The sequence below is a fragment of the Actinoalloteichus hoggarensis genome (assembly GCF_002234535.1).
Lineage (GTDB): Bacteria > Actinomycetota > Actinomycetes > Mycobacteriales > Pseudonocardiaceae > Actinoalloteichus_A > Actinoalloteichus_A hoggarensis.
Genome location: NZ_CP022521.1, coordinates 2,998,726 through 3,022,471, shown reverse-complemented (window position 1 = coordinate 3,022,471; position 23,746 = coordinate 2,998,726). Strand labels below are relative to the sequence as shown.

Sequence of the window (23,746 nt, the reverse complement as noted above, 5' to 3'; positions counted from 1 at the left end):
CCAAGAGGGGGTGGGGCTGGCACCACCCCCTCGGTGAAGCACACCGCCGTCCGGCTGTCGCCCGGAGGCAGGCGACGACGGCCGGTGAACACCATGAGGGATGGCGGCGGGTCGATCCACCGCGGCCGCGGGCGCCTCGTCGTGCGGACGATCGCACGACGACCACCGCGGGGACCGCAGGCGGCCGGGAACCGATGATCGGAGGCGGGATGCCTCCGATCATCGCCGTCCCGGCTCGGCGACGGCTCTTCGAGCCGACGGCAGACGGTCCACGGCACCACGAACCGGGCTGCGGTCGGCGGTGTCCGCCCAGCGGTCCGCCGTCGACCGGTCAGAGGGAGGGCTCAGCAGTCGGGATCGCCGAAGGTCTGACAGTAGGTGATCGGATTGCCGTATTCCTCGATCCGGACGAGGCGCCCCTCGTGCCAGTCCAGCCGGAAGACGTAGACGTTGCGATAGGGCCGCCCGTCCGCGGTGGTGAAGTCGCCGGTCGCCTGGAGGAACGAGGTCCTGCCGTCGGACGTCACGCTCACCCGCTCGTCGACGAAGGCGATGGCGGCCATGTTCGTGAACACCCCGGTGAGGTAGCCGAGGACCTCTGTCTCGCCGGCGAATCGGCCTGCCGGTTCCGGCTCTCCGGAGAACGACAGGGCCACCGTCAGTTCCACGTTCCGGTCGAGCATGGCGACGACGGCAGCCTGATCCTTCGCCTCCAGTGCAGTGACGAACGCGCGGGTCCGACGTTCGGTCTGCCGTTCGTCCGACGCCCCGGCCTCCGCCGCAGGCGTGCCGGGGTTGATCGAGAGGACGGCGGAGGTCAGGACTGCGAGGCCCGCGATCACCATCGTGATGCTGCGCCACTTCATAGGAACCCACCCTTCAGTTGATACTTGGTATCTGTTGATACTTAGTATCACAATTCCTCGCGCCGCGCCCGGATAGACTCCGGGACATGGCGCCGTCCGATCCACCGACACTGCGGGAGAGAAGACAGCAGCGAGTGCGTGAGTCGATCATCACTGCCGCGCGCGAGCTGTTCGCCGAACACGGCTTCGACCAGGTCACCGTCACCGACATCGCAGCCCGCGCCGAGGTAGGGCGCGCCACGTTCTTCCGCTACTTCGGCGACAAGCAGGAGGTCGTGTTCGCCGCCGAAGGCGGGAAGTCGATGACCGCCGAGGCGACACACACGCCCGCGCCCGAGGCGATCGGCGACTCACTCCCCGCCGCGCTCGCCTACGTCCGCCGCGTCGTCGTGGCCTTCACCGCGGAACTGGTCGAGGACCCCGAGGCGTACACCGAACACGAACGGCTCGTCGCCGAACAGCCCGAGCTGCTGGCGAGGAGCCTCACCAAGCAACGCAGGCACGTCACCGAGCTCGTGGAGCTGCTGACCGACAACGGCGCCGAGCCGGCGACCGCCTCGCTGGCCGCCGAACTCGGCATCGCCTGCTTCCATGCCGGTCGCACGGCCGCCGACGACGAACCGTCCCGCCTGACCGCAGCGGTCGACGCCGCCTTCGCCCGACTCGCCTGACTCACACGGGACGACGGAACGCCGGTGGCCGCGCAAGCGCGGCCGCACGCCGCCCCCTCCCCGACACGTGCTGCTCGGCGCCTGGGCGGCCGGCGAGGACGGTGCGGCACGGAGGGGAGACGGCCGCTGACGAACCCGTCCTCGGTGACACACCGCCAGGCGAGCCAGACGTCGAGAATCGGTCCAGGCGGAGAGGCAGACCCGATCCACGGGCTTCGTGCCGGCGGACACGACGCCACTCGACTTCCCTGTCGGCCGGCGGGTGTGATCGGACGAAGGCGCCGACCCGTGCCCGCCGTTCGAGTCGCCCCGCCGTTCGAGTCGCCCCGCCGGCACGAGCTCGGCCTCCGGGACGCCGTTGCCATCCGCCCCGGCCGACGTCACCGCCGCGAACGTCGCGTTCGCAGGTAGTCGCCGACCACGGCCGCGCCCAACCCGTCGAGGTCGGGGGCGAACACCCGTCCGCCTGCCCGACGTGCGAGCAGTTCGACGAAGGCGGTGAGACGCTCGTCGTCGCCGAGTCGGAAGACGCTCAACGCCGTGCCCGCCCTGGCCAGCGTCTCCACCTCGGCCAGTGTGGCCCGCAGCGTCCGCGGCCGCGGCGGATAGTCGAACACCGTCTCGCCGTCGGATTCCAGGTGCGCGGTGGGCTCACCGTCGGTGACCACCAGGACGACGGGCATCGCGTCCGGCCGCCTCCGCAGATGCCTGCCCGCGAGCAGGAGCGCGTGGTGCAGGTTCGTGCCCTGCTCCATCGTGGCCTCCAGCTCGGTGAGCCCCGCGATGTCCGTCGTCGCGGCATGCCTGCCGAAGGTGACGATCCGCAGATCGTCGCCCCGGAAGCGCGTGCTCACCAGGTGATGCAGGGCCAGCGCCGTGCGCTTCATCGGCGCCCATCGGCCGTCCTGCACCATGGACCAGGACACGTCCACGCACAACACCACCGCCGCGCGCGTGCGTGTCTCGGTCTCGGCGATCTCGATGTCGGACACCGCCAACGGGGGTCCGGGTAGGGCGGCGCGGCGCAACGCGGCATTGCGCGCGGTCGTGGCCGCGTCCCACGGCTCGGTGTCGCCGAACCGCCACGCCCTGGTCGACCCGGTCGGCTCGCCTGCCGCCCCCGTGCGGCGGGTGTCCCGCTCGCCGCGCCGGTCCCGCATCTCGTCCAGCACGTCGCGCAGCAGCTCTTGGCCCAGTGTGCGCAGGGCGCGCGGCGTGAGTCGCAGACCGCCGTCGGCGGCGCGGCGCAGGAGACCGCCCCGCGTCAACTCCTGTTCCAGCTCGACCAGGCCGCGCACGGCGATCCGCGCGTCGGGCCCGAGTCCGCGTTCCAGCGCCGCCAGGTCCACGTCCTCCAGGCGGGCGCCCGGATAGTCCTGGGCGAGCTGTTCGGCCAGCTCGTCGAGTTCACCCAGCTCCGTCATGACCTCGGCGGCCTCGGACAGCGACAAGGGCTGGTCGCCCCGAAACCGGCCGCTGCCCCGCCAGTCCTCTCCAGGCCGCAGAGCTCGCAATCGGGTGTCCAGCTCGCCGAGCGCCTCGGACAGCCGAGCATCGCCGAAGGCCTGTCTGGACAACTCGGTCAGCTCGGCGCGCTGCTCGGGCGAGAGCGAGTTGAGGGTCCTGGCCGCCGCGGCCGCGCGGGCCGCCAGGATGTCGATCAACTCCTCCACGTCACGGGGGCGCTCCGGGAAGAGGCGACCGTGCTCGGCCATGAAGGCGGCGAACCTCGCGGGCACGTCGGCCGCGCCCGAGGCATGCGCCGCGAGCAGAGCGTTGAGGTCGGCGAGCATCGCACGGACCTGTGCCGCCTGCTCCGGCCCGGCCTCGCGCATCGCCTGCCGCATCCCCTCGAAGCGGGCGTCGAGCAGCTGCTCGCCGAGGAGTTCCCGGATCCGCGCGTAGTCGGCCGCCGCCTGATCGGATCGCCACCGGTAGTCGCCCAGCTCCCGTACCGCCCGGCCCGGGTTGTTCGGCAGCGCGTCGAGCCGCATCTCACGGAACCGCGCGTCGTCGGTCGGCTCGGGGAACAGCACCCGTCGCTCCTCCGCCACGGCGCGGGCGAGCAGCTCACGGACCTCGGTCAGCGTCCCGTCGACCCGATGTCGCCGTTGCAGCCGCGAGCGCTGCTCCCAGACTCGCCTGGTCAGCTCGTCGAGCCCGGTGCGAGCGGGCAGTCCTCGTCGCAGCAGTTCCCGTAGCGCGGCCCTGGCCGACGAGCCGTCCATGACGTCCCGGCCCAACTCCGTCAGCGCCGCCCGCAGATCCAGCGGCGGCGCGAGCGGATCGGGGCCGCCGAGCCAGCGGACGTAGCGATAGCCCGCCGGGCCTGGACCCGCGGCACCTCTCCCCGCGTCGTCCCCGCCGAGGCCGGTCCGGCGTGACTCGCCGTCCTCTGTGCCGTCGTCCATCTCGTCCTCGTCTCCGTCCCGGGTCACACGCCGTAGACGGTCTGGTCGTCGTCGGTGTCCTTGCCGAGCCGTCGAGACAGATACAACAGTTCCAGCGCCAGCTCGACCGCGGAGGCGATCGGGCCCGCCGCGCCGGTCGGGTCGGCGCCCAGCCGCTTCGCGACCTCCGCCGTCACGGGCAGCTCGGGCAGCGTCCGCAGCAACGCCTCGGCCGTGACCCGCTCCCCCGTGGCGACCGGGGTGGTCGCGACTGCCTCGGCCAGCGGCCCGAGGTCGACGCCCGCGAGCAGCTGCCGGGCGGTGTCCGCGGTCGCCCGGCATAGCAGGTGGCCGAGCAGCTCCTCCTCGCGCCCCTCCTCTCCCGCTTCGAACTCGATCTTTCCGCGCAGCACGGGGACGACGCCGTCGAGATCGACCGGCCGGGCCACGGCATCGGCCTCACCGGTGCGGGCGGCGCGGCGCAGCGCGGCGGCCGCGACCGTCTCGGCGGCGGCCACCGCGAAGCGCGCCGACACGCCGGACCGCTGGTCCACCGACGTGGACTCCCGCAGACTCCGCACGAAGCGGGCCAGCACCTCCACCAGGTGATCGCCGACCTCCGCGACCAGGTCCGCCTCCTGCCGGACCAGCGCCGTCTCCGCCGCGATCTCCAGCGGGTAGTGCGTGCGGATCTCGGCTCCGAAACGATCCTTGAGCGGGGTGATGATCCGCCCGCGGTTCGTGTAGTCCTCCGGGTTCGCGGTGGCGGCGACCACGACGTCCAACGGCAGGCGCAACGTGTAGCCGCGTACCTGGACGTCGCGCTCCTCCATGACGTTGAGGAGGGCGACCTGGATGCGTTCGGCGAGGTCGGGCAGCTCGTTGATCGCCACGATGCCGCGGTGGGCACGCGGGACCAGGCCGAAGTGGATGGTCTCCGGGTCGCCGAGGCTGCGTCCCTCGGCGACCTTGACGGGGTCCACGTCGCCGATGAGGTCGCCGACCGAGGAGTCCGGCGTGGCCAGTTTCTCGGTGTAGCGGGCGGACCGGTGCACCCAGTCGATCGGCAGGTCCGCGCCGAGTTCGGCAGCTCGACGACGGCTCGCGGGAGTGATCGGGTCGAACGGATGCTCGGCCAGCTCGGCGCCGCGGATCACCGGAGCCCACTCGTCGAGCAGTCCGACGAGGGTGCGCAGCAGACGGGTCTTGCCCTGCCCTCGCTCGCCGAGCAGCACGATGTCGTGCCCGGCGAGCAGGGCGCGCTCGAGCTGCGGCAGGACGGTGCGGTCGAAGCCCACGATGCCCGGCCACGGGTCGATGCCCGCGCGCAGTGCCGCCAGCAGATTCTCCCGCAGCTCGTCCTTGACGCCGCGCAGTCGGTGTCCGGTGGCACGTAGTGCGCCGAGGGTCGCGGGCAGGTCGTCGGGGGTCGCGGGGGCGACGGACGTCGGAAGATCGCTCACGCCTCGACGCTACGCAGAATCGGCGCGCCCGACCACGTCGAGCGGCTCCAGGTCTCGTGCGGCCCGGAGCCTGCGGATCGCAAGGCTTAGGGCCGCGAACGTCCGGGCCGCCGGGCCCGCCGTCGCCGGGGTGCGCGGCACCACGCCGCAGGGCTGCCTGCTCGCTCTCCGGGTCGCGCATTACGGTGTGCTCGGCGACGCACGGGCGTCGCGGGAAGGCGGCCAGGGTGATCCCGACGGTGACCGGGACGCGGTACGTGACACCGCTCCGCGAGGGCGGCTCCCTCCCCGGCCTGGTCGAGGCCGACGACGAGGGCACCTACGTCGTGAAGTTCCGAGCGGCGGGCCAGGGGCCCAAGGTGTTGGCGGCGGAGATCATCGCGGGCGAGCTGGCACGCAGGCTCGGTTTCCGCGTCCCCGATCTCGTACTGGTCGAGATGGACCCGCGCATCGCGCGACACGAACCCGACGAGGAGGTCCAAGAGCTGCTGGCGGCCAGCAGCGGGCTGAACCTGGGCATGGACTTCCTGCCGGGCGCGTTCGGCTTCGATCCCGAGGCGTTCCCGCCGGACGCCGAGGAGGCGTCCCGAGTGCTGTGGTTCGACGCGCTGATCGACAACGTCGACCGCAGCTGGCGCAATCCGAACCTGTTGCGCTGGCATCGCGAGCTGTGGTTGATCGACCACGGCGCGGCTCTCTGGTTTCATCACGACTGGCCTCGGGCGGGGACGGCGGCGACTCGACCCTTCCGATCGGACGATCACGTGCTCGTGCGCCACGCGGCCGACCTCGCGGGCGTCCATCGCGAGCTGGCGCCCGCGGTGACCGAGTCGCTGCTCACCGAGGTCGTGGCCCTCGTGCCCGATCCGTGGTTGATCGACGCGGACGGCGGATCCGACGCCGCCGAACGCCGAGCGGCCTATGTGAGCCACTTCCTGCGTCGAATCGAGTCGGCTCCGCGCTGGCTTCCCGGAGGGACGACATGAGCGAGCTCGCCGTGTTCGAATACGCGACGCTGCGTGTGATGCCCCGCATCGAGCGCGCGGAGTCGATCAACGCCGGGGTCCTGCTGTACTGCGGCAGGCTCGACTTCCTCGGCGCCGCCGTCGAGCTGGACACCGATCGCCTCCGGGCACTCGACCGCGACGTCGACGTGGAGTCCGTCGTCGCGGCGCTGCGGTCCGTGGAACAGGTGTGCTCGGGCGCCGACCGACAGGTGCCCGCGTGTCAGACGAGCCTCGGGCAGCGCTTCCGTTGGCTGACCGCGCCGCGCAGCACGGTCGTGCAGACCGGTGCCGTCCACGCCGGACTGACCGACGACCCGGCGGTGGAGCTGGATCGGCTGATGATCGCATTGGTCCGGTGACCCGCTGATCGAGGGCAGGTTGCGGATCTACACCGATCGTGGCGTGTCGTCCTCGATGGGCCATTCCTGACCGCCGCGCGCCTACCATCGCGGGAGACGTGTCCCGATCTCGTCGAATTCGACGGGTCGGGCTCGACGGCCGGACCCGGCACAGGTCCGACTCGACACAGGTCCGAGAGACGCCGGCTTCTCGTCCCTCGGAGGAGAGGAAGCACGATGGACCGTTCCAGCACTCGCCATCGCATCGTGACCGCCCTGGTCTCCGCCGCCTTCATGACCGTGGTCTTCGCGCTGTTCGCCATGCCCGCGGGCATCCCGCTGACCGGACTCCCGCTGACCTATCTGGCCTTCTTCGGCCTGTGGGCCCTGGTCGCCTGGGCGGCGACGCCGCTGTTCGAGCGCTTCGACGCCTTCGCCGCGGAGAAGAGGCACCGGCTCGGCGGGCACGGGTCCGGCGAGGGCTGAGCGAAGCGCGGCCCGGCCCGATGCTCACCGTGCCGCGGTACCTCGTCGACCGGCGGCGTTCCTCGCTCGGCAGGCTCCCTCCTCGTCCGCCGATTCGTCCGCCCGCTTCCCGCCCCGGGCCGAGGAACCGAGCAGACTGCCGGGTGAGCGTCCGCCGACGTGCGTCGTGCAGCGCTACTCGACCACGGCGACCGCCGCGTAGAAGCCCACGTGTTCCGCGCCCGCCGCAGGAGTGCTGTGCCACTCCGTGGCATCCACCAGGCCGGGCGGAACCAGCGTGAAACCCGCCAGCATCGCCGCCAGCCGCTCCCGGCTCCTGGGCAGCACCGGGGTGTCGGCTCGTTGATAGACCCGCGCCGCCGCCTCGGCCTGCTCGGGATCGTGATCGCCGGTCACATGCGAGAGCACGAACCTGCTTCCCGGTGCCATCGCCCGGCGGTAGTCCGCGAGGATCTCCTCGGGTCGTCCCGCCTCGGGGACGAAGTGCAGCACCGCCACCGCCAGCACCGCCACCGGCTCGCTGAAGTCGATGAGCTCCCGCACCGTCGGCGCGGCAAGCACACGGGCGGGATCACGGAGGTCGGCCCGCGTGATGGTCGTCTGCGGGTCGGTCGCCAACAGCTGGCTGCTGTGGGCGACCGCCACCGCCTCGTTGTCGACGTAGGCGACCCGACAGCTCGGGTCCGCGGCCTGGGCGATCTCGTGCACGTTGCCGACCGTCGGGATGCCCGACCCCAGATCGAGGAACTGGCGGATGCCGTGCGCGACACAGTGACGCACCGCCCTGGCGAGGAACGATCGGTTCGCCGCCACCGCCTCCCGCATCCACGGCATGACCTGTACGGCCTGTTCGGCGAGATCCCGATCCGCCGCGAAGTTGAAGGCACCGCCGAGGTAGTAGTCGTACATCCGCGCCGCGTTGGGCCGGTCCAGATCGATCCCGGTGCCGGTCCAGTTCACGTCGGTCTCCATCATGCCGCTCCCGTCTCGAACGAACAGAGCGGGCGGGCCGGACCACGGCCGACGCCGCATCGGTCACCACACGATCGCGCAGCGTCATCGCCCCTGCGCAGCCTGGCCGCGTGATCGACCGCGGTCAAGTCGCCCGGCAGCGGGGATCTCGTCACCGCGCCGTCCGCCTGCCGAGCCTGCGGCACCGGACCCGACGGCCGCCGAGTCGGGGCCGCCCTCGCCGCGTCCCGAACGCGCCGTACCGATTCGTCGACCGACGTCAGCCGCCGAAGAGATGTGTGTTGGGGCGTCGCGCGAGGTCGGCGAACTCGGCCAGCTCCACCACCTCTCGGCCTGCCGCGCGAAGCTGCTCGGCCCCTTCGCAGTCCACGAAGATCGCGGGCTCCCGCCAGGCGAACACGACACGCGGGATCGGCGTGTCCAGGATCAGCCGGGTACAGCTCCTCGGACGCGAGGACCGGGTGCTGCACGGCTCCAACGAGCTGTAGATCGTCGCGGTCGCCAGCCGAGGATCGTCCGGAGCCACACGCGCCAGCGCGACCTCCTCGGCGTGATCATGGGAGTCGGTCTCCCGAGAGTAGCCGGTGGCGATGATCTCGCCCGCCGCGTCGGCGACGAGCGCGCCGACGGCGAAGGCCCCTGCGGAACGCGGGCACTTCTCGGCGAGGGCGACGGCCTGTCGCAGCAGGGCGCGGTCGCGGGAGGGCGGGACGACGGAAGTGGTCATGACCATCCAGTGTGCCCGTCGCAGGCCTGCGACCGTGAGTCGGCGAACGAAGTGCCCGACCGGATCACTCGGACGGCCCGATCGGTGACCTGTCCGGGAGCGGGCCGGTCGCCGAGTCGGCGCATCGTCGCGGTCGTCGCGGTGGCTCAGAGTGCGACGAGTCCGCCGGCGGTCGGCCGCAATCCGCAGGCCGTGAGATAGAAGTCGCTCAGGTCATCCGCGAAGTCGACGTGCAGCCACTCGCAGCCCGCCGCCGAGGCCTCCCGCGTGGCCACGGAGACCAGTCCCGTCCCCACTCCCCGGCGGCGGGCCGACCGGGCCACCACCGTGTCCACCAGGAAGGCATGTCCGGCACCGTCCCAGGCGACGTTGACGAAACCCACGAGCTCGGACCGCGACCACGCACACACCCAGCCGAGACTGTGTCGGCCGACCTGTCCTCGCCAGTCTCGCGAGCCGGGCTCGTGCCCGAAGCCCTCCGCGTGCAACGCCTCCACGGCCGCGCTGTCGAATTCGCCACGCCACCGGTACATGATCCCCACAGCCAGACCGTAACCGAGCGGGCGAGGACCCGGCCACGCTTCGGCGCTCCGGCCGCCCTACGGCTCGGCGGACCCGCCGACCGCCTCGTGCGGCCGGGCCCTCCTGTCCGGGCGGGCGCGGTTCCCGCGACGCCGTCGGGCCGGCCCCTGCCCGACAGGTACGGAACACGCCGGGGCCGTCTGGTCGGCCTCGGCCGGATGAGCGGGCGGTCGCCTCAGAACGCGGGCCACGGGATCGCGGGCCAGTCGTCGGAGGGCGCCGGATACACCCCGGCGGACGCCAGTCGATCGAGACGCAGGCCGAACGCCTCGACCTCCTTCCGGGTGAGGTGGTCGTGCAGCGCGTCACCGAGCGAGCCCGCCAGGCGGGCGCGCAGCGAGCCGAGCGTCTCCCGCGTCTCGTCGCCGAGGGACTCGCCGATCCAGCCCCACAACACCGTTCTGAGCTTGTCCTCGGCGTTGAGGCAGATGCCGTGATCGACGGCGTACACGGCGCCCTCGGCCGTGCTCAACACGTGCCCGCCCTTGCGGTCGGCGTTGTTGACCACGGCGTCGAGCACCGCCATCGTCCGCAGGCGCGGATGATCGGCGTGAACGAGCACGGCCGGCTCTCCCGCCCGGTCATGGGCGTGCAGCACCGGCCGCCAGCCGGTCGGGACGTCGTCGACACCCACGACGTCCACCAGCTCGGAGTCGGTGTCGGTGTCGATCCATAACTGGACCATGCCCGGTCCGAACGGCCCCGACCGCAGCACCGTCGGCGGCACCAGGTCCCAGCCCGCGGCCGCGCTGATCAGATAGGTCGCGACCTCCCGGCCCGCGAGCGTGCCGTCGGGGAAGTCCCACAACGGCTGCTCCCCCCGCACCGGCTTGTAGACGCAGTGCCCCTCGACGCCGTCCAGCTCGATCGAGCAGAACAGCGTGGCGTTGGAGGCCGCGACGAGCCGTCCCTCGATCTCGATGCCGCCTCGACGCAGGAACTCCAGGGCGGCGGGATCATCGGGCTGCACCGACACCGGCCGCCTCAGCCCTCGTCGCCGCGACGGTAGCCGTTCTGCCGGGGACAGATGTGCCCGGCGGGGTCCAACGGCTCACCACACAGCGGACACGGCTTGCGTCCGGCGTTGACCACCCGCTCCGCGCGCGCGGCGAACGCCCTGGCCTGGAGCGGCGTGAGGAACACTCGAAGCGCGTCCGGGCCCTCCTCGGTGTCGTCGAGGACGACCGACTCGTCGACCTCCTCCTCCGTCATCGCCAACAGCTCAATGACGACCGCGTGTGTCTCGGCGTCCCAACCCAGACCCATGGTTCCGACGCGGAACTCCTCCTCGACCGGCACGTCGAGTGGTTCCACGTCGATGACCGCCTCGGGCGCCGCACCGGGGACCTCGGTGTCGAAACGCAGCGCCACCTCCTCCAGGAGGGCGCCGATGCGTTCGGCGAGGACCGAGACCTGTTGTTTCTCCAGCTGAACGCTCACCTTGCGGACGTCCTCGGACGCCTGGAGGTAGAAGCTGCGCTCGCCGGGCTGCCCGACGGTCCCGGCGATGAACCGGTCGGGTTGACGGAATACATGAATGACACGAGCCATGACACCGACGACATTAGGCCACCGGGCTTCGCCGGGCAGCGCGCTCCCCCCGGTTCGCCCCGGAAATCCTTCTGCATCGGTGTTCCGGACGGACACTCACGGTTACGCTGCCCGGGTGGTGACGATCTCTCCTTACGGAACATGGACCTCGCCGATCGACGCGATCGACGCGGCGAGGTCCGGTGGCGGAGTCCTTGCGGCCGACCTCGCCTTCGGGCAGGCCTGGTGGACGGAGAGCCGCCCGGAGGAGGGCGGTCGGGTCGCCCTGATGCGCGAGACCGACGACGGGGCGCCCGCCGAGGTGCTGGCGGCGCCCTGGAACGTCCGCAACCGCGTGCATGAGTACGGCGGGAGGCCGTGGGCGGCGTTCGAGACCGACGGGCACAGACAGCTTGCCTTCACCCACTGGGATGACCAGCGCGTCTACCTGCTCGATCTCACGGAACCCGACGCCGTGCCCCGCCCCGTCAGCCCGATTCCGGACCGACCGCAGGGCGTCCGCTACGGCGAGCTGGTGGCCGGGCCCGGCGGCCGGGAGGTGTGGTGCGTACGGGAGACGGTCGTCGGCGACTCACGGGTCGACGTCCGGCGTGACCTCGTGGCGCTGCCCGTCTCCGGCGAGGCGGGCGAGGACGCCACGGCGGTGCGGACCCTGGCCGCGAGCCACCACTTCCTCACCGCACCCCGGCCGAGCCCGGACGGCAGGCACGCCGCCTGGATCGGCTGGGAGCACCCGGCCATGCCGTGGGACGGCACCGAACTCTGCGTGGCGAAGATCACCGAGGACGGTCTCGCGCCGCACCGAGTGCTCGCGGGTGGCGCGACCGAGGCCGTCTGCCAGGTTCGCTGGGCCGACGACGAGTCCGTCTACGCCCTCACCGACCCGACCGGGTGGTGGAACCCGCACCGCATCACGCTCGACGGTGCCGTCACACCGCTGCTGGCGGCCGAGGTCGAGATCGGCGGGCCGCTGTGGCAGCTCGGCGCGAGCTGGCTGGCCCCGCTGGGCGACGGCAGGCACGCGGTGCTCCGCGGCGGCGGGCTCGCCCTGCTCGACGAGGCCGAGGGCACGGTGAGGGACGTCGAGACCCCGCTGCCGAGCTGGCGGTCCACGCTGGCCTGCGACGGCAGGACGATCCTCGGCGTGGCCAGCGGGCCGAGGAGCAAGCCCGCCGTCGTCGCCGTGGACGTCGCCACCCTCACCTCCCGAGTGCTCACCGGGCAGCCCGCGGACCTGCCCGATCCGGCCTGGCTCCCGGTGCCCGCGACCCGGACCTTCACCGGACCGGACGGGCAGCGGATCCCGGCGCACGTGTACCCGCCCACCAACCCGGACTTCGCCGCCCCGGAGGGCGAACTGCCGCCCTTCCTCGTCCACGTCCACGGCGGTCCGACCGGGCAGAACACCGTCGTCCTCGATCCCACCATCGCGTACTTCACCAGCCGTGGCATCGGCGTGGTCGCCGTCGACTACGGCGGTTCCTCCGGTTACGGCCGGGCCTACCGGGAGCGGCTCCGGGAGTCCTGGGGCGTGGTGGACGTGGCCGACTGCGCCGCCGTCGCCGAGGCCCTCGCCGCCGAGGGGACCGCCGACCCGCGACGCCTGGCCGTCCGCGGCGGCAGCGCGGGAGGCTGGACGACGGCGGCGTCGCTGACCACGGTCTCGGTCTACCGCTGTGGCACGGCCATGTACCCGATCCTGGACCTCACCGGCTGGAGTTCCGGGGAGACCCATGACTTCGAGTCCCGCTATCTCGACAGCCTGGTCGGCCCGCTGCCCGAGACGGCGCGGCGGTACCGGGACCGGTCCCCGGTGAACAACGTCGACCGTCTCGCCGGGCCGATCCTGCTGTTGCAGGGGCTCGAGGACGAGATCTGTCCGCCGGAGCAGTGCGACCGGTTCGTCAACGCGCTCGCCGGCCGTGGGATCCCCTTCGCCTACCTGGCGTTCGAGGGCGAGCAGCACGGCTTCCGTCGAGCCGAGACGATCCGGACGGCGTTGGAGGCGGAGTTGTCCTTCTACGCGCAGGTCCTCGAATTCGAGGCTCCCGGCGTGCCGACCCTGGCGCTACGCCGATGACGGGCGCTCGACGACCCGGGCGGCTCGTCCCGGGCGACCGGGTCGCGATCGTCGCGCCCGCGGGTCCGGTCACCGCCACGATGCTCGAGGCGGGCGTGTCGATCTTGACGGGCTGGGGGCTGGACGTCGTGATCGGCGACCACGTCCTGGACCGGCATCCCGACTTCCCCTATCTGGCGGGTCGGGACGAGGACCGTGCCGCGGACCTCGCGAAGGCCTGGTCGGACCCCGACATCGCGGGCGTGCTCTGCGCGCGAGGCGGGTACGGCTGCACCAGGACGCTTCAGCGGCTCGACCTGGCCGCGCTCGCCGAGCTGCCGCCGAAGGTGTTCGCGGGATCCAGCGACGTGACGGCCCTGCATCAGGCCTTCGGCAGTCGGCTGGATCTGGTGACGCTGTTCTCGCCCATGGTGGGCAGCGCGCCCTTCGTCGAGCATCCCGGCGCCGTGGAGACCCTGCGGCGCACGCTGCTGGAGCCCGAGACCACCCTCGTACTGGGGCGGCCCGGCGCGGGCCCGCTGGTGTCCGGTCGGGCACGGGGGGTCAGCTGGGGCGGAAACCTCAGCCTGCTGGCCGCGGATCTCGGCACCGTCGACGCCTATCCGCCGCCACCGGGATCGATCGTGCTGCTAGAGGACGTCGGCGAGGACCTGTACCGCCTGGACCGGATGCTCACCCAGCTCGACCGGGCGGGCTGGTGGGCGAACGTGGCCGGTGTGGCGCTGGGATCGTGGACCGACTGCGGCCCGCTGGAGGCGGTCCGGACGCTGCTGCTCGACCGGCTGGGCGGGCTGGGCGTGCCGATCGGCTGGGAGCTCGGCTTCGGCCACTGTGATGATCAACTCACCGTTCCGCTGGGCGTGCCGGTCGAGCTGGACGCCGATGCGGGCACGCTGCGGCTCGACGAGCCCGCCCTGGACTGAGTCGGATCAAGCGTCCGCGCCCGATCCGAGTCCGAGCGGATCGGGCGCGCCGCCGAGAGACGGCGGGGGGCGAGGGCGACGGCCGCGACGCGGCAGACGCCGGATCGAGTCGCCGACGAGCACGACGAGGCGACCGTGCGGGCCGTCCCGGCGATTCGACGGGCGGGCCGGCTCCGACGGCGACTTCGACCGCTCGACCGGCGGGCCGGGGCGGCGACCACGGCAGGCGTACCCGTCCACGGGTCCGGCGGCCCGGCTCGACCCGGCAGGGCCGGATCGATGGAGGACGGGCCGGCCCGACCGACCTGACCGGCCGCGCGAGACGGGCCCGGCACAACCGTCCTGTCGGGCGGAGCTTTCGACGACGGACAGGGTCTGGACCGGGGACCTGCTCGGGCCGGGCCCTCGACCGGACGGGGCCGCCGAGAGACGGCCGCGGCGACGGCTCGCCCGGCCCTTCACCGCAGATGTGGGGGCCGTCCGGCCCCTCGACGATCGACGAGACCGAGACGGCGCGCCCGTCGCGTCGCGAGCCCGCTCAGACTCGCCTGCCCAGCCATGCCAGGAGCCGCTCCTGTTCGCTCGCGCCCTCCGGAGCGGGCTGCGGAGGCGCGAAGAGACCGGCGCCGCGCCAGTCCTCGACCTGCGGTCGCAGGTCGTCGTAGACGGCGGTGACCAGGTCGTCGTCCAGAGCGCCGTCCACGCCGATTCCCACCGCCAGGTCCCAGGCGTGCACGGTCAGGTCGTCGACCATCTGCCAGCCGTACTCCGCCGCCGGGATGAGCCCGGTGCTGACATGCACCATGCCCTCGGTCGCGCCGGGCTCCCGCCAGGCCTCCTCGGCGACTCGGGCCGCCGCCGACCAGGCCGCGACCGGATCGGAGCCGAGCTGGTCGCCGTCGAACCGATCGCCCACCTCGGCGACGGTGGCGCCGTCGAGGAGCAGCGGCACCCAGAGCTGTTCGACGACCAGATGATTCACCAGATCGTGGACGGTCCACTCGACGCACGGCGTGGCGGCCTCCCAGCGGTCCATGGGCACGGCACGTACTCGTCGGTCGAACTCGGCCATCGCCCTACGGTGGGCATCGAGCAGGTCCATCGGCTCCTCCTCGGTAGCGGGCGGCGGCCGGGCCGCCGAAGCGTCCTCGAAAGCCTAAGACGTGCGTCTGAATCCGCAGGAGGATCACGCCGTCCGCCCGCGGCGTCGAACAGCCCTCGGATCGGTCGTCTCGGTCGTGCGTCGGCACCCGGCGTCTCCTCGCGCGGGCCGCGCCGCCGGCCTCGGTTCGGGAGCCCCCGCCCGTCCGGATGCGGCGGCGGTGCACGAGGATCACGGCGTGCACGGCGAGGAACTCAGCACCGAGGCCCGAATCGACTTCATCCACGCGCAGACGACGATCGCGGCCACACCACTGGTGCCGGAGGTTCGACTTCGGCTGGCCGCCGAGGCGATCGAGCTGTGGGAGCGGATCGAGGACTCGTCCGGCGAGTCCGACACTCCCCCGCCGTTCTGGGCCTTCCCCTGGGCGGGCGGCCAGGCGTTGGCCCGCCATGTCCTCGATCACGACGAGCTGGTGGCGGGACGCCGGGTGCTGGATCTGGCGTCCGGTTCGGGCCTGGTCGCCATCGCCGCCGCGTTGGCGGGCGCCGAGGAGGTCGTCGCGGTCGACATCGATCGCTTCGCCGTCGCGGCGATCGGGATGAACGCGGCGATCAACGAGGTCGCGGTGGCCGCGAGCGTCGCGGACGTGCTCCACGGCGACGGACTCGGCGCCGAGGTCGTCCTGGCGGGCGACGTCTTCTATGAACGGGCGATGGCGGCCCGGATGCTGCCGATGCTGGCCAGGGCGCGTGCCAGAGGGGCGCTGGTCCTGGTGGGCGATCCGGGCCGGCGGTACCTGCCGCCCGGTCGTTTCGAGTCGCTCGCCGAGTACGACGTCCCCGTGGTGGCCGCTCTGGAGGACATGACGATCAAACGGACCACGGTGTGGCGGATGTCGGCGGACCGCGACTGAGCCGAGAAGCACCGTCGGACGTCCGCACCGGTGACCGAGCGCGAGGCGGACTTCAAGCGGTGTCGGCGGGCGGCTCGCTCAGCGGGTGATGGCGCGACGACCGGCGCGACGGTGGCCTCGATTGCTGAGCACCGTCATCAACAGGCTCGGATCGTCCACGCTCAGCGTCACGCGGCGGACCGCGATGCGCTTGCCGAGCCTGCGGGCATGGGCCGGGGCCTCCAGCAGGATCTGGACCAGCGCCGTACGCGCGCCCAGCAGGCGCACGCCGTCCGGCCCGACGTCCGCGCCGGGGACCCGGTGGTGCGGCAGGACGATCACCGAGGAGACGGAGCGGAGCGGGAAGGCGGTGCGGAAGAACCGCCCGGCGCGGATGACCACCTGATGGAGTCCCACGTCGACTCGGCAGCTGCGCGGCGTCGACCCGGTCAAGGTCAGCATGATCCGACGGAGCCAGTTCATCCGAAGTCGGAACCGGACCGCCCCTAGGTCGACCCTCCGTGTCACTGCACTTCTCCCTGTATCGCGCACCCGGGTGCGGCCGGACGATGAGGTCATCCGGTCTCCACGACGACTGCCCGGACCACCCGCTCCACGTTAACGGGCGCGCCGCCCGTCGAACAACGGATGCGCCGGAAGTCGACCTCGATCGGTGAACCACGCCCCATACACCCGAGGTGCCCCGACGAGCGGAACTCGCCGGGGCACCTCGTTCACACCTGGGTGTTCACACTTGGGTTCGGATCAGATGGGGCGAACCTGCTCCGCCTGGGGACCCTTGTTGCCCTGGGTGATGTTGAACTCCACGCGCTGGTTCTCCTCAAGCGTACGGAAGCCCTGAGTGTCGATGGAGGAGTAGTGGACGAACACGTCCGGTCCCCCGTCCTGCGCGATGAAGCCGAAGCCCTTCTCCGAGTTGAACCACTTGACGGTGCCCTGAGCCATGAACTGTGTCTCCTTGTAGGGACGATTCGGGACCCACACCTCGTGGGTCCCGGGTTCTGGTTCGTCGTCCCCCGTCATGGACCGGGGCCCACGTACAGAAAACGCCCGCTATGTGGCTCCGCGGGCGTCCAAGAACATGCGAGGAACTGCAACAGCAACCGGCGCAACCGTAGCACGATCGAGCTCGGTAGGTAGCGGCCCAATGGGCGAATCTCCCCCGGCGTGTCGCGGGGTGGTCTCGGCGCGTCCCACGACGCGCCCAAGATCGCCCGAAGCCGACGGGCGCGCCGGTCAAGCCGCGCCCGGAGGGATCGCACGACGCACCTCCGCCGCGATGCGCCGGGCCGCCTCGGTCACCGGCTCGTGCTCCCAGAGGCGCAGCGGCCGCCAGCCTGCCTCGATCAACAACCGGTCGGTCTCCCGGTCGCGCTCGCGGTTGCGGCGGACCTTCTCCGCCCAGTAGCCGGCGTTGGTCTTGGCGACCGTGTGATGTCGTGGGCAGCCGTGCCAGAAGCAGCCGTCGACGAAGACCGCCACCCTGGCCCGGGTGAAGACGAGGTCGGCCGTCCGGCGCAGGCCCGGGAGCGGGCGCGCCGAGACGCGATAGCGCAGTCCCATGGCGTGGACGGCACGGCGCACGGCCAGCTCCGGACGGGTGTCGCGACCCCGGTTGGCCCGCATGCCCGTGCGGACCCCCGGCGAGGAGGCCCAGGACTCCGTCTTCGCCGCACGCGCCATCCGGGCAGCCTAGCGATCGGCGGAACCGTCCCGGCGACATGTTCGGCGCGTGCCCGCGCGCGTGACCCCGTAGCGGGGCCTGTGATCGTCCAGGACGCCCGCGCGCGCCCGCCGAGCGCCGGAACGCCTCGGACGGTGCTGCCGACGACGACGCGGCGCCGACGGCCGACACCGAACGGGCCCACGCGAGTCGCCGTGGCCGGCTCCGCACCGTTCGCCGCGATCCGATCCTCGGCGGCCCTCGATCCTGCTGCTTCGGCACCGCCCGGAGAGGCCTGGCCGGTCTCGACACGATCGGCCCGACCGCCCCGAGGGGCCCGGTGGCGCGCCGACGAATGCCCGCGACACCACCGAAGGCGGGCCGACCACCGGGGTCGTCCGCCACCCGGCCTAGGATGACGCGGTGCCGACGATGATCGACCTGTTCGCGGGGTGCGGCGGGATGACCGGCGGGTTCGTCGCGGCAGGCTTCGACACCGCCCTGGCGGTGGAGGTCAACCCGTATGCCGCGGCGACCTACGCCGCCAACTTCGGTGAGGACCACGTACGGCCGGTCGACATCGCCACCGTCCCGGCGTCCGAGGTGCCGCCGGTGGACGTCGTGGTCGGCGGTCCGCCGTGTCAGGGCTTCTCCAGTCTCGGCAGCCGCGACCTCGCCGATCCCCGTAACCAGCTCTGGCGGGAGTACGTGCGCGTCGTACGGGCCGCCCATCCGAAGGTCTTCGTGATCGAGAACGTCGACCGCTTCCTCAGCAGCCCGGAGTTCGGCCTGCTGCGGGCGGAGGTCGACGGGGGAAGCCTCGCCGGGTACACGCTGACCTACGGCCATCTGAACGCCGCCGACTACGGCGTGGCACAGCGCAGGCGTCGCACGATCATCATCGGCTCCCGGATCGGCCCGGTGGCGCTGCCGAGCCCGACGCACGGCCGAGGCGAGGCCGGCGGACTCCCCGCGAGTCTGCTGCCCTGGGCCGACACGCGCAGTCGGATCGCGGAGCTTCCGGAGCGTCCGCACACCACCGAGCTGCCGAAGACGACGGCGACGTACTTCGGGCGAACCTTTCCCGGCGTGTTCAGCGGGTTGGACCTGCACCTGGGCAGGCGGCCGACGGAGCTGTCCCTGCGACGCTACGACTCCGTCCCGCCGGGCGGTGGCCGCTTCGACGTGCCACGAGAGCTGCTGCCGCGCTGTTGGCGGGACAAGCCCACCGGGACCACCGACGTGATGGGTCGGATGCGCTGGGACGCGCCCTCCCTGACCATCCGCACGGAGTTCTTCAAGCCGGAGAAGGGCCAGTACCTGCATCCACAGTGGGACGCGGACTCGCCCGACCGGCGGGTGAACCGGCCGATCACCCACTACGAGGCCGCGCTTCTTCAGGACTTCCCCGCCGATTTCCGCTGGTGCGGGACGAAGGCGGAGATCGCCAGGCAGATCGGCAATGCCGTACCGCTCGGGCTGGCGCGAGCGTTGGCGGGACAGGTCGCCACGGCACTGGCCTAGCGGGCAGGCCGGGCCGCGGCCGTCGTCCGCTCCGTCGCGTGCCTCGGGCAGCCTCGGGTGATCGGCTCACACCTGCGGGCGGGGGCTGCCAGCACGGCCCACGGCCCACGGAGCATCCGACACCTCGGCGTAGGCACGGCGCGAGGACGGTCGAGACCCGCCGCCGACACCCCGAGCGGGCAGCGGGGCGCGGCACCGAGGCCCCGGCGGCGACACGGCGAGCAGAGCGCGGGGTCGAGTGCTCGCGCCCCGTCGCGAGCGGTTCGACGCGCCCGCGTACTCACCGCCTGCCCGGCTGTGGCGGCCGCCGCCCGACGCCCGCAGGCGCGTCGGGGCGGTGCCGTCGGCGACCTCGGACCTGGTCCCCTCGTCTCTCGGCGGACAGTGGCGGTCAGGGACGCTCGGCCTCGCCGCCCGACGTCGGCTCGGCACCGCCCGTCGGGTCGCCGCCCGCGGGCCCCACCGCGGTCAGGTCGGCGGCGCCGGGCTCGCCGTCGATCGGATCGTCGCCCGCGGGCCGGGCGGCGACACGACGCGAGGTGTCGGCGACCACGCCTCCCGCCGCCGCGCCCGCGGCGGGCCTCGACTCCCGCTCCCCGTCCGGCGCCGCCGGATCGGTCACCGTGATGTCCTGCGCGGGCGTCCCGAGCAGATCCGGTCGATGACGCGCCAACGGAGCGGGGACGGCGGCGAGGAGCCGCCGGGTGTACTCGTGCCGCGGGTCGGACAGCACCTCCTCGACGGTGCCGGTCTCGACGATCCGACCCCGATACATCACGGCCACCCGATCCGCGATCGCCCAGGCCAGCCCGAGGTCGTGGGTGATGACGAGGGTGGACAGTCCCAGCCGGACGCGCAGGTTCAGCAGCAGCGCGAGGATCTCGCCGCGCACCGAGGCGTCCAGGGAGGCCACCGGCTCGTCGGCGACCAGGATCCTCGGGGACAGCGCCAGCGCCCCGGCGATCACGACCCGCTGCCGCTGGCCGCCGGAGAGCTCGTCGGGCAGCGCGGTGAAGAAGCGTTCCGCAGGACGGAGCTCGGCCTGCTCCAACGCGGCGGCCACCAGCTCCTGCTCGTCTCCGGGGACCTGGTGGATCCGCAGCCCCTCCGCCACCGACTCGTAGACGCTGTGGCGCGGGTTCAACGCCCCGGTCGGGTCCTGCAGGACGAGCTGGACCTGACGCCGGTAGTCCCGAAGGCCTCGCCCGCCGGTCGGCAGCGGTCTGCCCTCGAACAGCACCCGGCCCGCCGCCAACGGCTGAAGTCCCACCAGTGAGCGGGCCATGGTCGTCTTGCCGGACCCGGACTGTCCGACCAGGGCGACGATCTCGTCGCGTTCCACGTGCAGGTCGACGTCCTCGACCGCGCGGGTCCGGCCGCCGTGTCTGCCTCGGAAGACCACGGAGACGCCCGTGGCCGACAGCAGCGGACCGCGGCCCGCGTCGGTCGGCGGCAACGCCGCGTCACGGTCCGTCACCGGTCCGGCGGCAGGCTCGACGGTCGGTTCGATCTCGACCTCCGCACGGCCCGAGGTCAGCCGCGAGGCCGGGTCCCCGACCTCCGGGAACGCCGCCGCGAGCGCGCGGGTGTGGGCGTGCTCGGGTTGGGCGATCACGGTCTTGGCCGGACCTTCTTCGACGACTCGCCCGTCGTGCATCACCGCCAGTCGCTCACAGCAGGAGGCGAGCACCGAGAGGTCGTGGCTGATCATCATCAGGCCGAGGCCTCGATCCGCCACCAGCCTGCCCAGCAGTTCCAACACCTGGGCCTGCACGATGACGTCCAGTGCCGTGGTCGGCTCGTCCGCGATGATCAGCCGAGGCGAGCAGGCCAGGGCCATGGCGATCATCACTCGCTGCCGTTGGCCGCCGGACAGCTCGTGCGGGTATGCAGACGCCCGATGGGCGGGCAGCTCGACCTGGCCGAGCAGTTCGATCACCCGCCGATCGACCGTCGAGGCGTTCGGCCGGGTGGTCCCGCTCCCGGCCGTCGGACCGGCCGCCGAGGTCGAGCCGGTCCCCGGCGAGCCTGCCACGGAGGAGGCGTCGAGCCCGTGCAGCCGGATGGGCTCGGCGATCTGCTCTCCGATCGTGCGCACCGGGTTCAGCGCGTGCATGGCGCCCTGGAAGACGACCGAGGCCCCGGCCCAGCGCACCGCCCGAAGTCTGCTCCAGGACATGGTCCGCACGTCCTCGCCGTCGAGCAGCACCTCGCCGCCCAGTCGGGCCGTGCGCGGCAGCAGCCGCAGCACCGACATCGCCACGCTGCTCTTGCCGCAGCCGGACTCGCCCGCCAGACCGAGGGTCCGCCCCGCGTCCAGACTCAGGTTCACCCCGCGCACGGCGGGAACGGGTCCCCGCGTCGACTCGTAGTCGACCGTGAGGTCTCTCAGCTCGAGCAAGGTCACCTAACGCCCCCGCAAACGTGGATTGAGCACTGTCTCCAAGGCCCTGCCGCAGAGGGTGAAGGCCAGCACGACCGTGACGATCCCCAGTCCGGGCGGCAGCAGGTACCACCAGGCGCCGCCGGTGACCGCGCCGGTGTCCATCGCGGACTTCAGCATGGCGCCCCAGGACACCTGCGTGGGGTCGCCGAGACCGAGGAAGGACAGCGTGGACTCGGCGATCACGGCGCTCGCGACGGCCAGGGTGGTGTTGGCGAACACCAGCGGAAGCACGCCCGGCAGCACGTGGCTGCCGATGAGGTGACCGTGGCCCGCGCCCAGAGCCTTGGCCCGCTCGATGTACGGCCTGGCCTCCACCGCGAGGGTCTGGGCGCGGACGAGCCGCGCGGTGGTGGGCCACGCCGTGAGGCCGATCGCCAGCACGATGGTGCCCACACCCCTGGCCAGCACCGTGGACAGCGCGATCGCCAGGACGAGTGAGGGAACCACCAGGAAGAAGTCGGTGATCCGCATCAGCATCGCGGAGGTGACACCGCCGAAGTGCGCGGCGAGCACGCCGACGAGCGTGCCGATGCCCACGGACAGGACCGTGGCGGCCAGGCCGACGAGCAGGGAGATCCGGGCCCCCCACCAGGTGAGGAGCAGGACCGACCGGCCGTTCTCGTCCGTGCCGAGCCAGTACCGCATGCTCGGCGGCTCCAGCCGGTCCGCCGTGGCCTGTGTGACGTCCAGCCCGGAGGCGTCGGTCAGCAGCGGCGCCGCCACCGCCAGCAGGGCGATGACCGCCAGGGCGATCAGGCCGACCAGGCCCGCCCGTTGGCTCCGGAAGGACGCCCAGCCCTTGGCGAAGGCCTGCCCGCGGCGTGCCCAGGCGATGGCCCTCGGACCGCGGCGGCCCTCGCGGCTCCCCCCCGGCTGAGCACCGCCCGGCGCCGCACCGCCCTGCCTCACGCCACCCGAGGCGGCTCCGCCGGACCCGGCGGGCCTGCCCGCCGAGACGCCGTCGTCGCTGGGACTTCGCGTCTCGGTCATGAGGCACGCACCCTGGGGTCGAGGAATCGGTAGAGAAGGTCGGCGACCAGGTTCATCGCCACGACGGCACCCGCGAGGACGATGAACGTGCCCTGCAGCAACGGCAGGTCGGGCACGTCCAGCGCCTGGTAGGTCAGCAGGCCGAGACCCGGCCAGGAGAACACCGTCTCGACCATGATCGCGCCGGAGACCACGAGGCCGAGGTGCAGGAAGATCAGCGTCACCGTCGGCAGCATCGCGTTGGGCACGGCGTGCCTGCGTCGGACGAGGTCGTCCCGCAGGCCCTTGGCCCGCGCCGTGGTCAGATAGTCGGCGCCCATCTCCTCCAGCAGTGAGGAGCGCATCACCATCTGGTACTGGGCGAAGATCACCGCCACCATCGTGATGCAGGGCAGCACGAGGTGATGCGCCACGTCCAGCACATAGGGGATGACGCCCGGCGGGGTGTCCGGCGAGGTGATGCCGCCGGTGGGGAACATGCCGGGGATCGGACCGACGCCGACGGCGAACACCATCAGCACGATCAGGCCGAGCCAGAAGGTGGGCACCGACCAGAGGGTCAGCGCCACACCCGTCGCTGTCTTGTCGAACCGACTCCCGTGCCGCCAGGCGCTGCGCGTGCCCAGCCAGATGCCCAGCAGCACGGCCAGGATGGTGGCCGAGCCCGCGAGGAGCACCGTCGGCCAGAACCGCTCGGCGATCAGGTCGGAGACCGGCCTGCTGTAGAAGTACGACACTCCGAGGTCGCCGCGCAGCACGCCGAACAGATAGTCGAGGAACTGCTGCCACAGCGGCAGGTCGAGCCCGAAGCGTTCCCGCAGCTCCGCGATCTGCTCCGGACTGACCGCCCGGCCCCTGGTCATCGTCTGCACCGGATCTCCGGGCAGCACTCGGAACAGGAAGAACCCGAGCAGGATCACCAGGACCAGGCTCGTGATCGCACCCGCGATCTTGCTCGCCACATATCGGACGAGGCCGCCGCCCCCTGAACGCCCCTCCGAGTCCTGAGCGTCGCCCAGGGACTCGGAGGGGGCGAGCACATCACTCAC

23 protein-coding genes are annotated in these 23,746 nt (G+C 72.3%); 8 read left to right on the top strand and 15 right to left on the bottom strand.

The features are described 5' to 3' along the window. Positions 1–344 precede the first annotated feature (344 nt). A complete protein-coding gene (locus AHOG_RS13315; protein ID WP_093941639.1) occupies positions 345–866 on the bottom strand; it encodes a nuclear transport factor 2 family protein in 522 nt (173 codons plus the stop codon). An 86-nt stretch (positions 867–952) separates the two neighbouring features. Here AHOG_RS13315 and AHOG_RS13310 point away from each other — a divergent pair, with 86 nt between their 5' ends. Then, on the top strand, positions 953–1,537 hold the full coding sequence (locus AHOG_RS13310; protein ID WP_093941638.1) for a TetR family transcriptional regulator: 585 nt from the start codon (positions 953–955) through the stop codon (positions 1,535–1,537). 380 nt (positions 1,538–1,917) lie between these two features. On the opposite strand, the gene AHOG_RS13305 is transcribed toward AHOG_RS13310, so the two are convergent. Together AHOG_RS13305 and AHOG_RS13300 are read right to left on the bottom strand one after the other, a co-directional pair. Next, positions 1,918–3,948 carry a VWA domain-containing protein gene (locus AHOG_RS13305; protein WP_169725858.1) on the bottom strand — a complete coding sequence of 677 codons (2,031 nt, stop codon included), beginning with the start codon at positions 3,946–3,948 and terminating at the stop codon, positions 1,918–1,920. A gap of 23 nt (positions 3,949–3,971) precedes the next feature. After that, positions 3,972–5,390 (bottom strand): sigma 54-interacting transcriptional regulator, encoded by a 1,419-nt coding sequence (locus tag AHOG_RS13300; protein ID WP_093941637.1) that lies wholly within the window; start codon positions 5,388–5,390, stop codon positions 3,972–3,974. A gap of 227 nt (positions 5,391–5,617) precedes the next feature. Between AHOG_RS13300 and AHOG_RS13295 the strand changes: the two genes are divergently transcribed. The 3 genes from AHOG_RS13295 to AHOG_RS13285 all read left to right on the top strand — a co-directional run bounded on the left by AHOG_RS13295 (position 5,618) and on the right by AHOG_RS13285 (position 7,221). After that, entirely contained in the window at positions 5,618–6,376 is a 759-nt protein-coding gene (locus tag AHOG_RS13295; RefSeq protein ID WP_169725857.1) for a HipA family kinase, read from the top strand. After that, on the top strand, positions 6,373–6,756 hold the full coding sequence (locus AHOG_RS13290) for a DUF3037 domain-containing protein (protein ID WP_093941636.1): 384 nt from the start codon (positions 6,373–6,375) through the stop codon (positions 6,754–6,756). Before AHOG_RS13295 ends, AHOG_RS13290 begins: the two co-directional genes overlap by 4 nt. A gap of 216 nt (positions 6,757–6,972) precedes the next feature. After that, positions 6,973–7,221 carry a hypothetical protein gene (locus tag AHOG_RS13285; protein WP_093941635.1) on the top strand — a complete coding sequence of 83 codons (249 nt, stop codon included), beginning with the start codon at positions 6,973–6,975 and terminating at the stop codon, positions 7,219–7,221. 174 nt (positions 7,222–7,395) lie between these two features. On the opposite strand, the gene AHOG_RS13280 is transcribed toward AHOG_RS13285, so the two are convergent. The 5 genes from AHOG_RS13280 to AHOG_RS13260 form a co-directional block, all read right to left on the bottom strand. Continuing rightward, positions 7,396–8,196: an SAM-dependent methyltransferase gene (locus tag AHOG_RS13280; protein WP_245856731.1), complete on the bottom strand. Its 801-nt coding sequence runs from the start codon at positions 8,194–8,196 to the stop codon at positions 7,396–7,398. A 256-nt stretch (positions 8,197–8,452) separates the two neighbouring features. Next, positions 8,453–8,920, bottom strand: a complete 468-nt coding sequence (locus tag AHOG_RS13275) for a cytidine/deoxycytidylate deaminase family protein (RefSeq protein ID WP_093944423.1) — start codon at positions 8,918–8,920, stop codon at positions 8,453–8,455. Between the two features lie 146 nt (positions 8,921–9,066). Continuing rightward, a complete protein-coding gene (locus AHOG_RS13270; RefSeq protein WP_211290643.1) occupies positions 9,067–9,453 on the bottom strand; it encodes a GNAT family N-acetyltransferase in 387 nt (128 codons plus the stop codon). Positions 9,454–9,677: 224 nt separating this feature from the next. Next, entirely contained in the window at positions 9,678–10,472 is a 795-nt protein-coding gene (locus AHOG_RS13265) for an SCO1664 family protein (RefSeq protein WP_093944422.1), read from the bottom strand. Between the two features lie 14 nt (positions 10,473–10,486). Continuing rightward, the gene (locus AHOG_RS13260) at positions 10,487–11,053 is read right to left on the bottom strand and encodes a DUF3090 domain-containing protein (RefSeq protein WP_075740638.1); all 567 of its coding nucleotides are present in this window, start codon (positions 11,051–11,053) and stop codon (positions 10,487–10,489) included. Positions 11,054–11,168: 115 nt separating this feature from the next. On the opposite strand from AHOG_RS13260, the gene AHOG_RS13255 reads away from it, so the two are divergent. Next, entirely contained in the window at positions 11,169–13,133 is a 1,965-nt protein-coding gene (locus AHOG_RS13255) for a S9 family peptidase (RefSeq protein WP_093941633.1), read from the top strand. Beyond that, a complete protein-coding gene (locus tag AHOG_RS13250) occupies positions 13,130–14,056 on the top strand; it encodes a S66 peptidase family protein (protein WP_093941632.1) in 927 nt (308 codons plus the stop codon). The genes AHOG_RS13255 and AHOG_RS13250 overlap by 4 nt, the downstream gene beginning before the upstream one ends. A gap of 538 nt (positions 14,057–14,594) precedes the next feature. Here the strand turns inward: AHOG_RS13250 and AHOG_RS13245 are convergent. Further along, positions 14,595–15,158, bottom strand: coding sequence for a TIGR03086 family metal-binding protein (locus AHOG_RS13245; RefSeq protein ID WP_093941631.1), 564 nt, complete (start codon positions 15,156–15,158; stop codon positions 14,595–14,597). Between the two features lie 238 nt (positions 15,159–15,396). Between AHOG_RS13245 and AHOG_RS13240 the strand changes: the two genes are divergently transcribed. After that, positions 15,397–16,074, top strand: coding sequence for a class I SAM-dependent methyltransferase (locus AHOG_RS13240; RefSeq protein ID WP_211290591.1), 678 nt, complete (start codon positions 15,397–15,399; stop codon positions 16,072–16,074). 78 nt (positions 16,075–16,152) lie between these two features. Here the strand turns inward: AHOG_RS13240 and AHOG_RS13235 are convergent, their stop codons facing one another. The 3 genes from AHOG_RS13235 to AHOG_RS13225 form a co-directional block, all read right to left on the bottom strand. Continuing rightward, the gene (locus tag AHOG_RS13235; protein WP_093941630.1) at positions 16,153–16,536 is read right to left on the bottom strand and encodes a hypothetical protein; all 384 of its coding nucleotides are present in this window, start codon (positions 16,534–16,536) and stop codon (positions 16,153–16,155) included. A gap of 282 nt (positions 16,537–16,818) precedes the next feature. Further along, positions 16,819–17,019: a cold-shock protein gene (locus tag AHOG_RS13230; protein WP_075743805.1), complete on the bottom strand. Its 201-nt coding sequence runs from the start codon at positions 17,017–17,019 to the stop codon at positions 16,819–16,821. 291 nt (positions 17,020–17,310) lie between these two features. Next, positions 17,311–17,757: a very short patch repair endonuclease gene (locus AHOG_RS13225; RefSeq protein ID WP_245856728.1), complete on the bottom strand. Its 447-nt coding sequence runs from the start codon at positions 17,755–17,757 to the stop codon at positions 17,311–17,313. Positions 17,758–18,169: 412 nt separating this feature from the next. Here AHOG_RS13225 and AHOG_RS13220 point away from each other — a divergent pair, with 412 nt between their 5' ends. Continuing rightward, entirely contained in the window at positions 18,170–19,261 is a 1,092-nt protein-coding gene (locus tag AHOG_RS13220; RefSeq protein WP_093944419.1) for a DNA cytosine methyltransferase, read from the top strand. Between the two features lie 391 nt (positions 19,262–19,652). Here AHOG_RS13220 and AHOG_RS13215 read toward each other — a convergent pair whose 3' ends face one another. Genes AHOG_RS13215 through AHOG_RS13205 form a run of 3 tightly spaced genes read right to left on the bottom strand, consistent with a single transcriptional unit; the run spans position 19,653 to position 23,746 of the window. Beyond that, on the bottom strand, positions 19,653–21,662 hold the full coding sequence (locus AHOG_RS13215; RefSeq protein ID WP_221438357.1) for an ATP-binding cassette domain-containing protein: 2,010 nt from the start codon (positions 21,660–21,662) through the stop codon (positions 19,653–19,655). Between the two features lie 6 nt (positions 21,663–21,668). Beyond that, positions 21,669–22,697: an ABC transporter permease gene (locus tag AHOG_RS13210; RefSeq protein ID WP_169725855.1), complete on the bottom strand. Its 1,029-nt coding sequence runs from the start codon at positions 22,695–22,697 to the stop codon at positions 21,669–21,671. Further along, positions 22,694–23,746 carry an ABC transporter permease gene (locus AHOG_RS13205; RefSeq protein WP_093941629.1) on the bottom strand — a complete coding sequence of 351 codons (1,053 nt, stop codon included), beginning with the start codon at positions 23,744–23,746 and terminating at the stop codon, positions 22,694–22,696. The genes AHOG_RS13210 and AHOG_RS13205 overlap by 4 nt, the downstream gene beginning before the upstream one ends.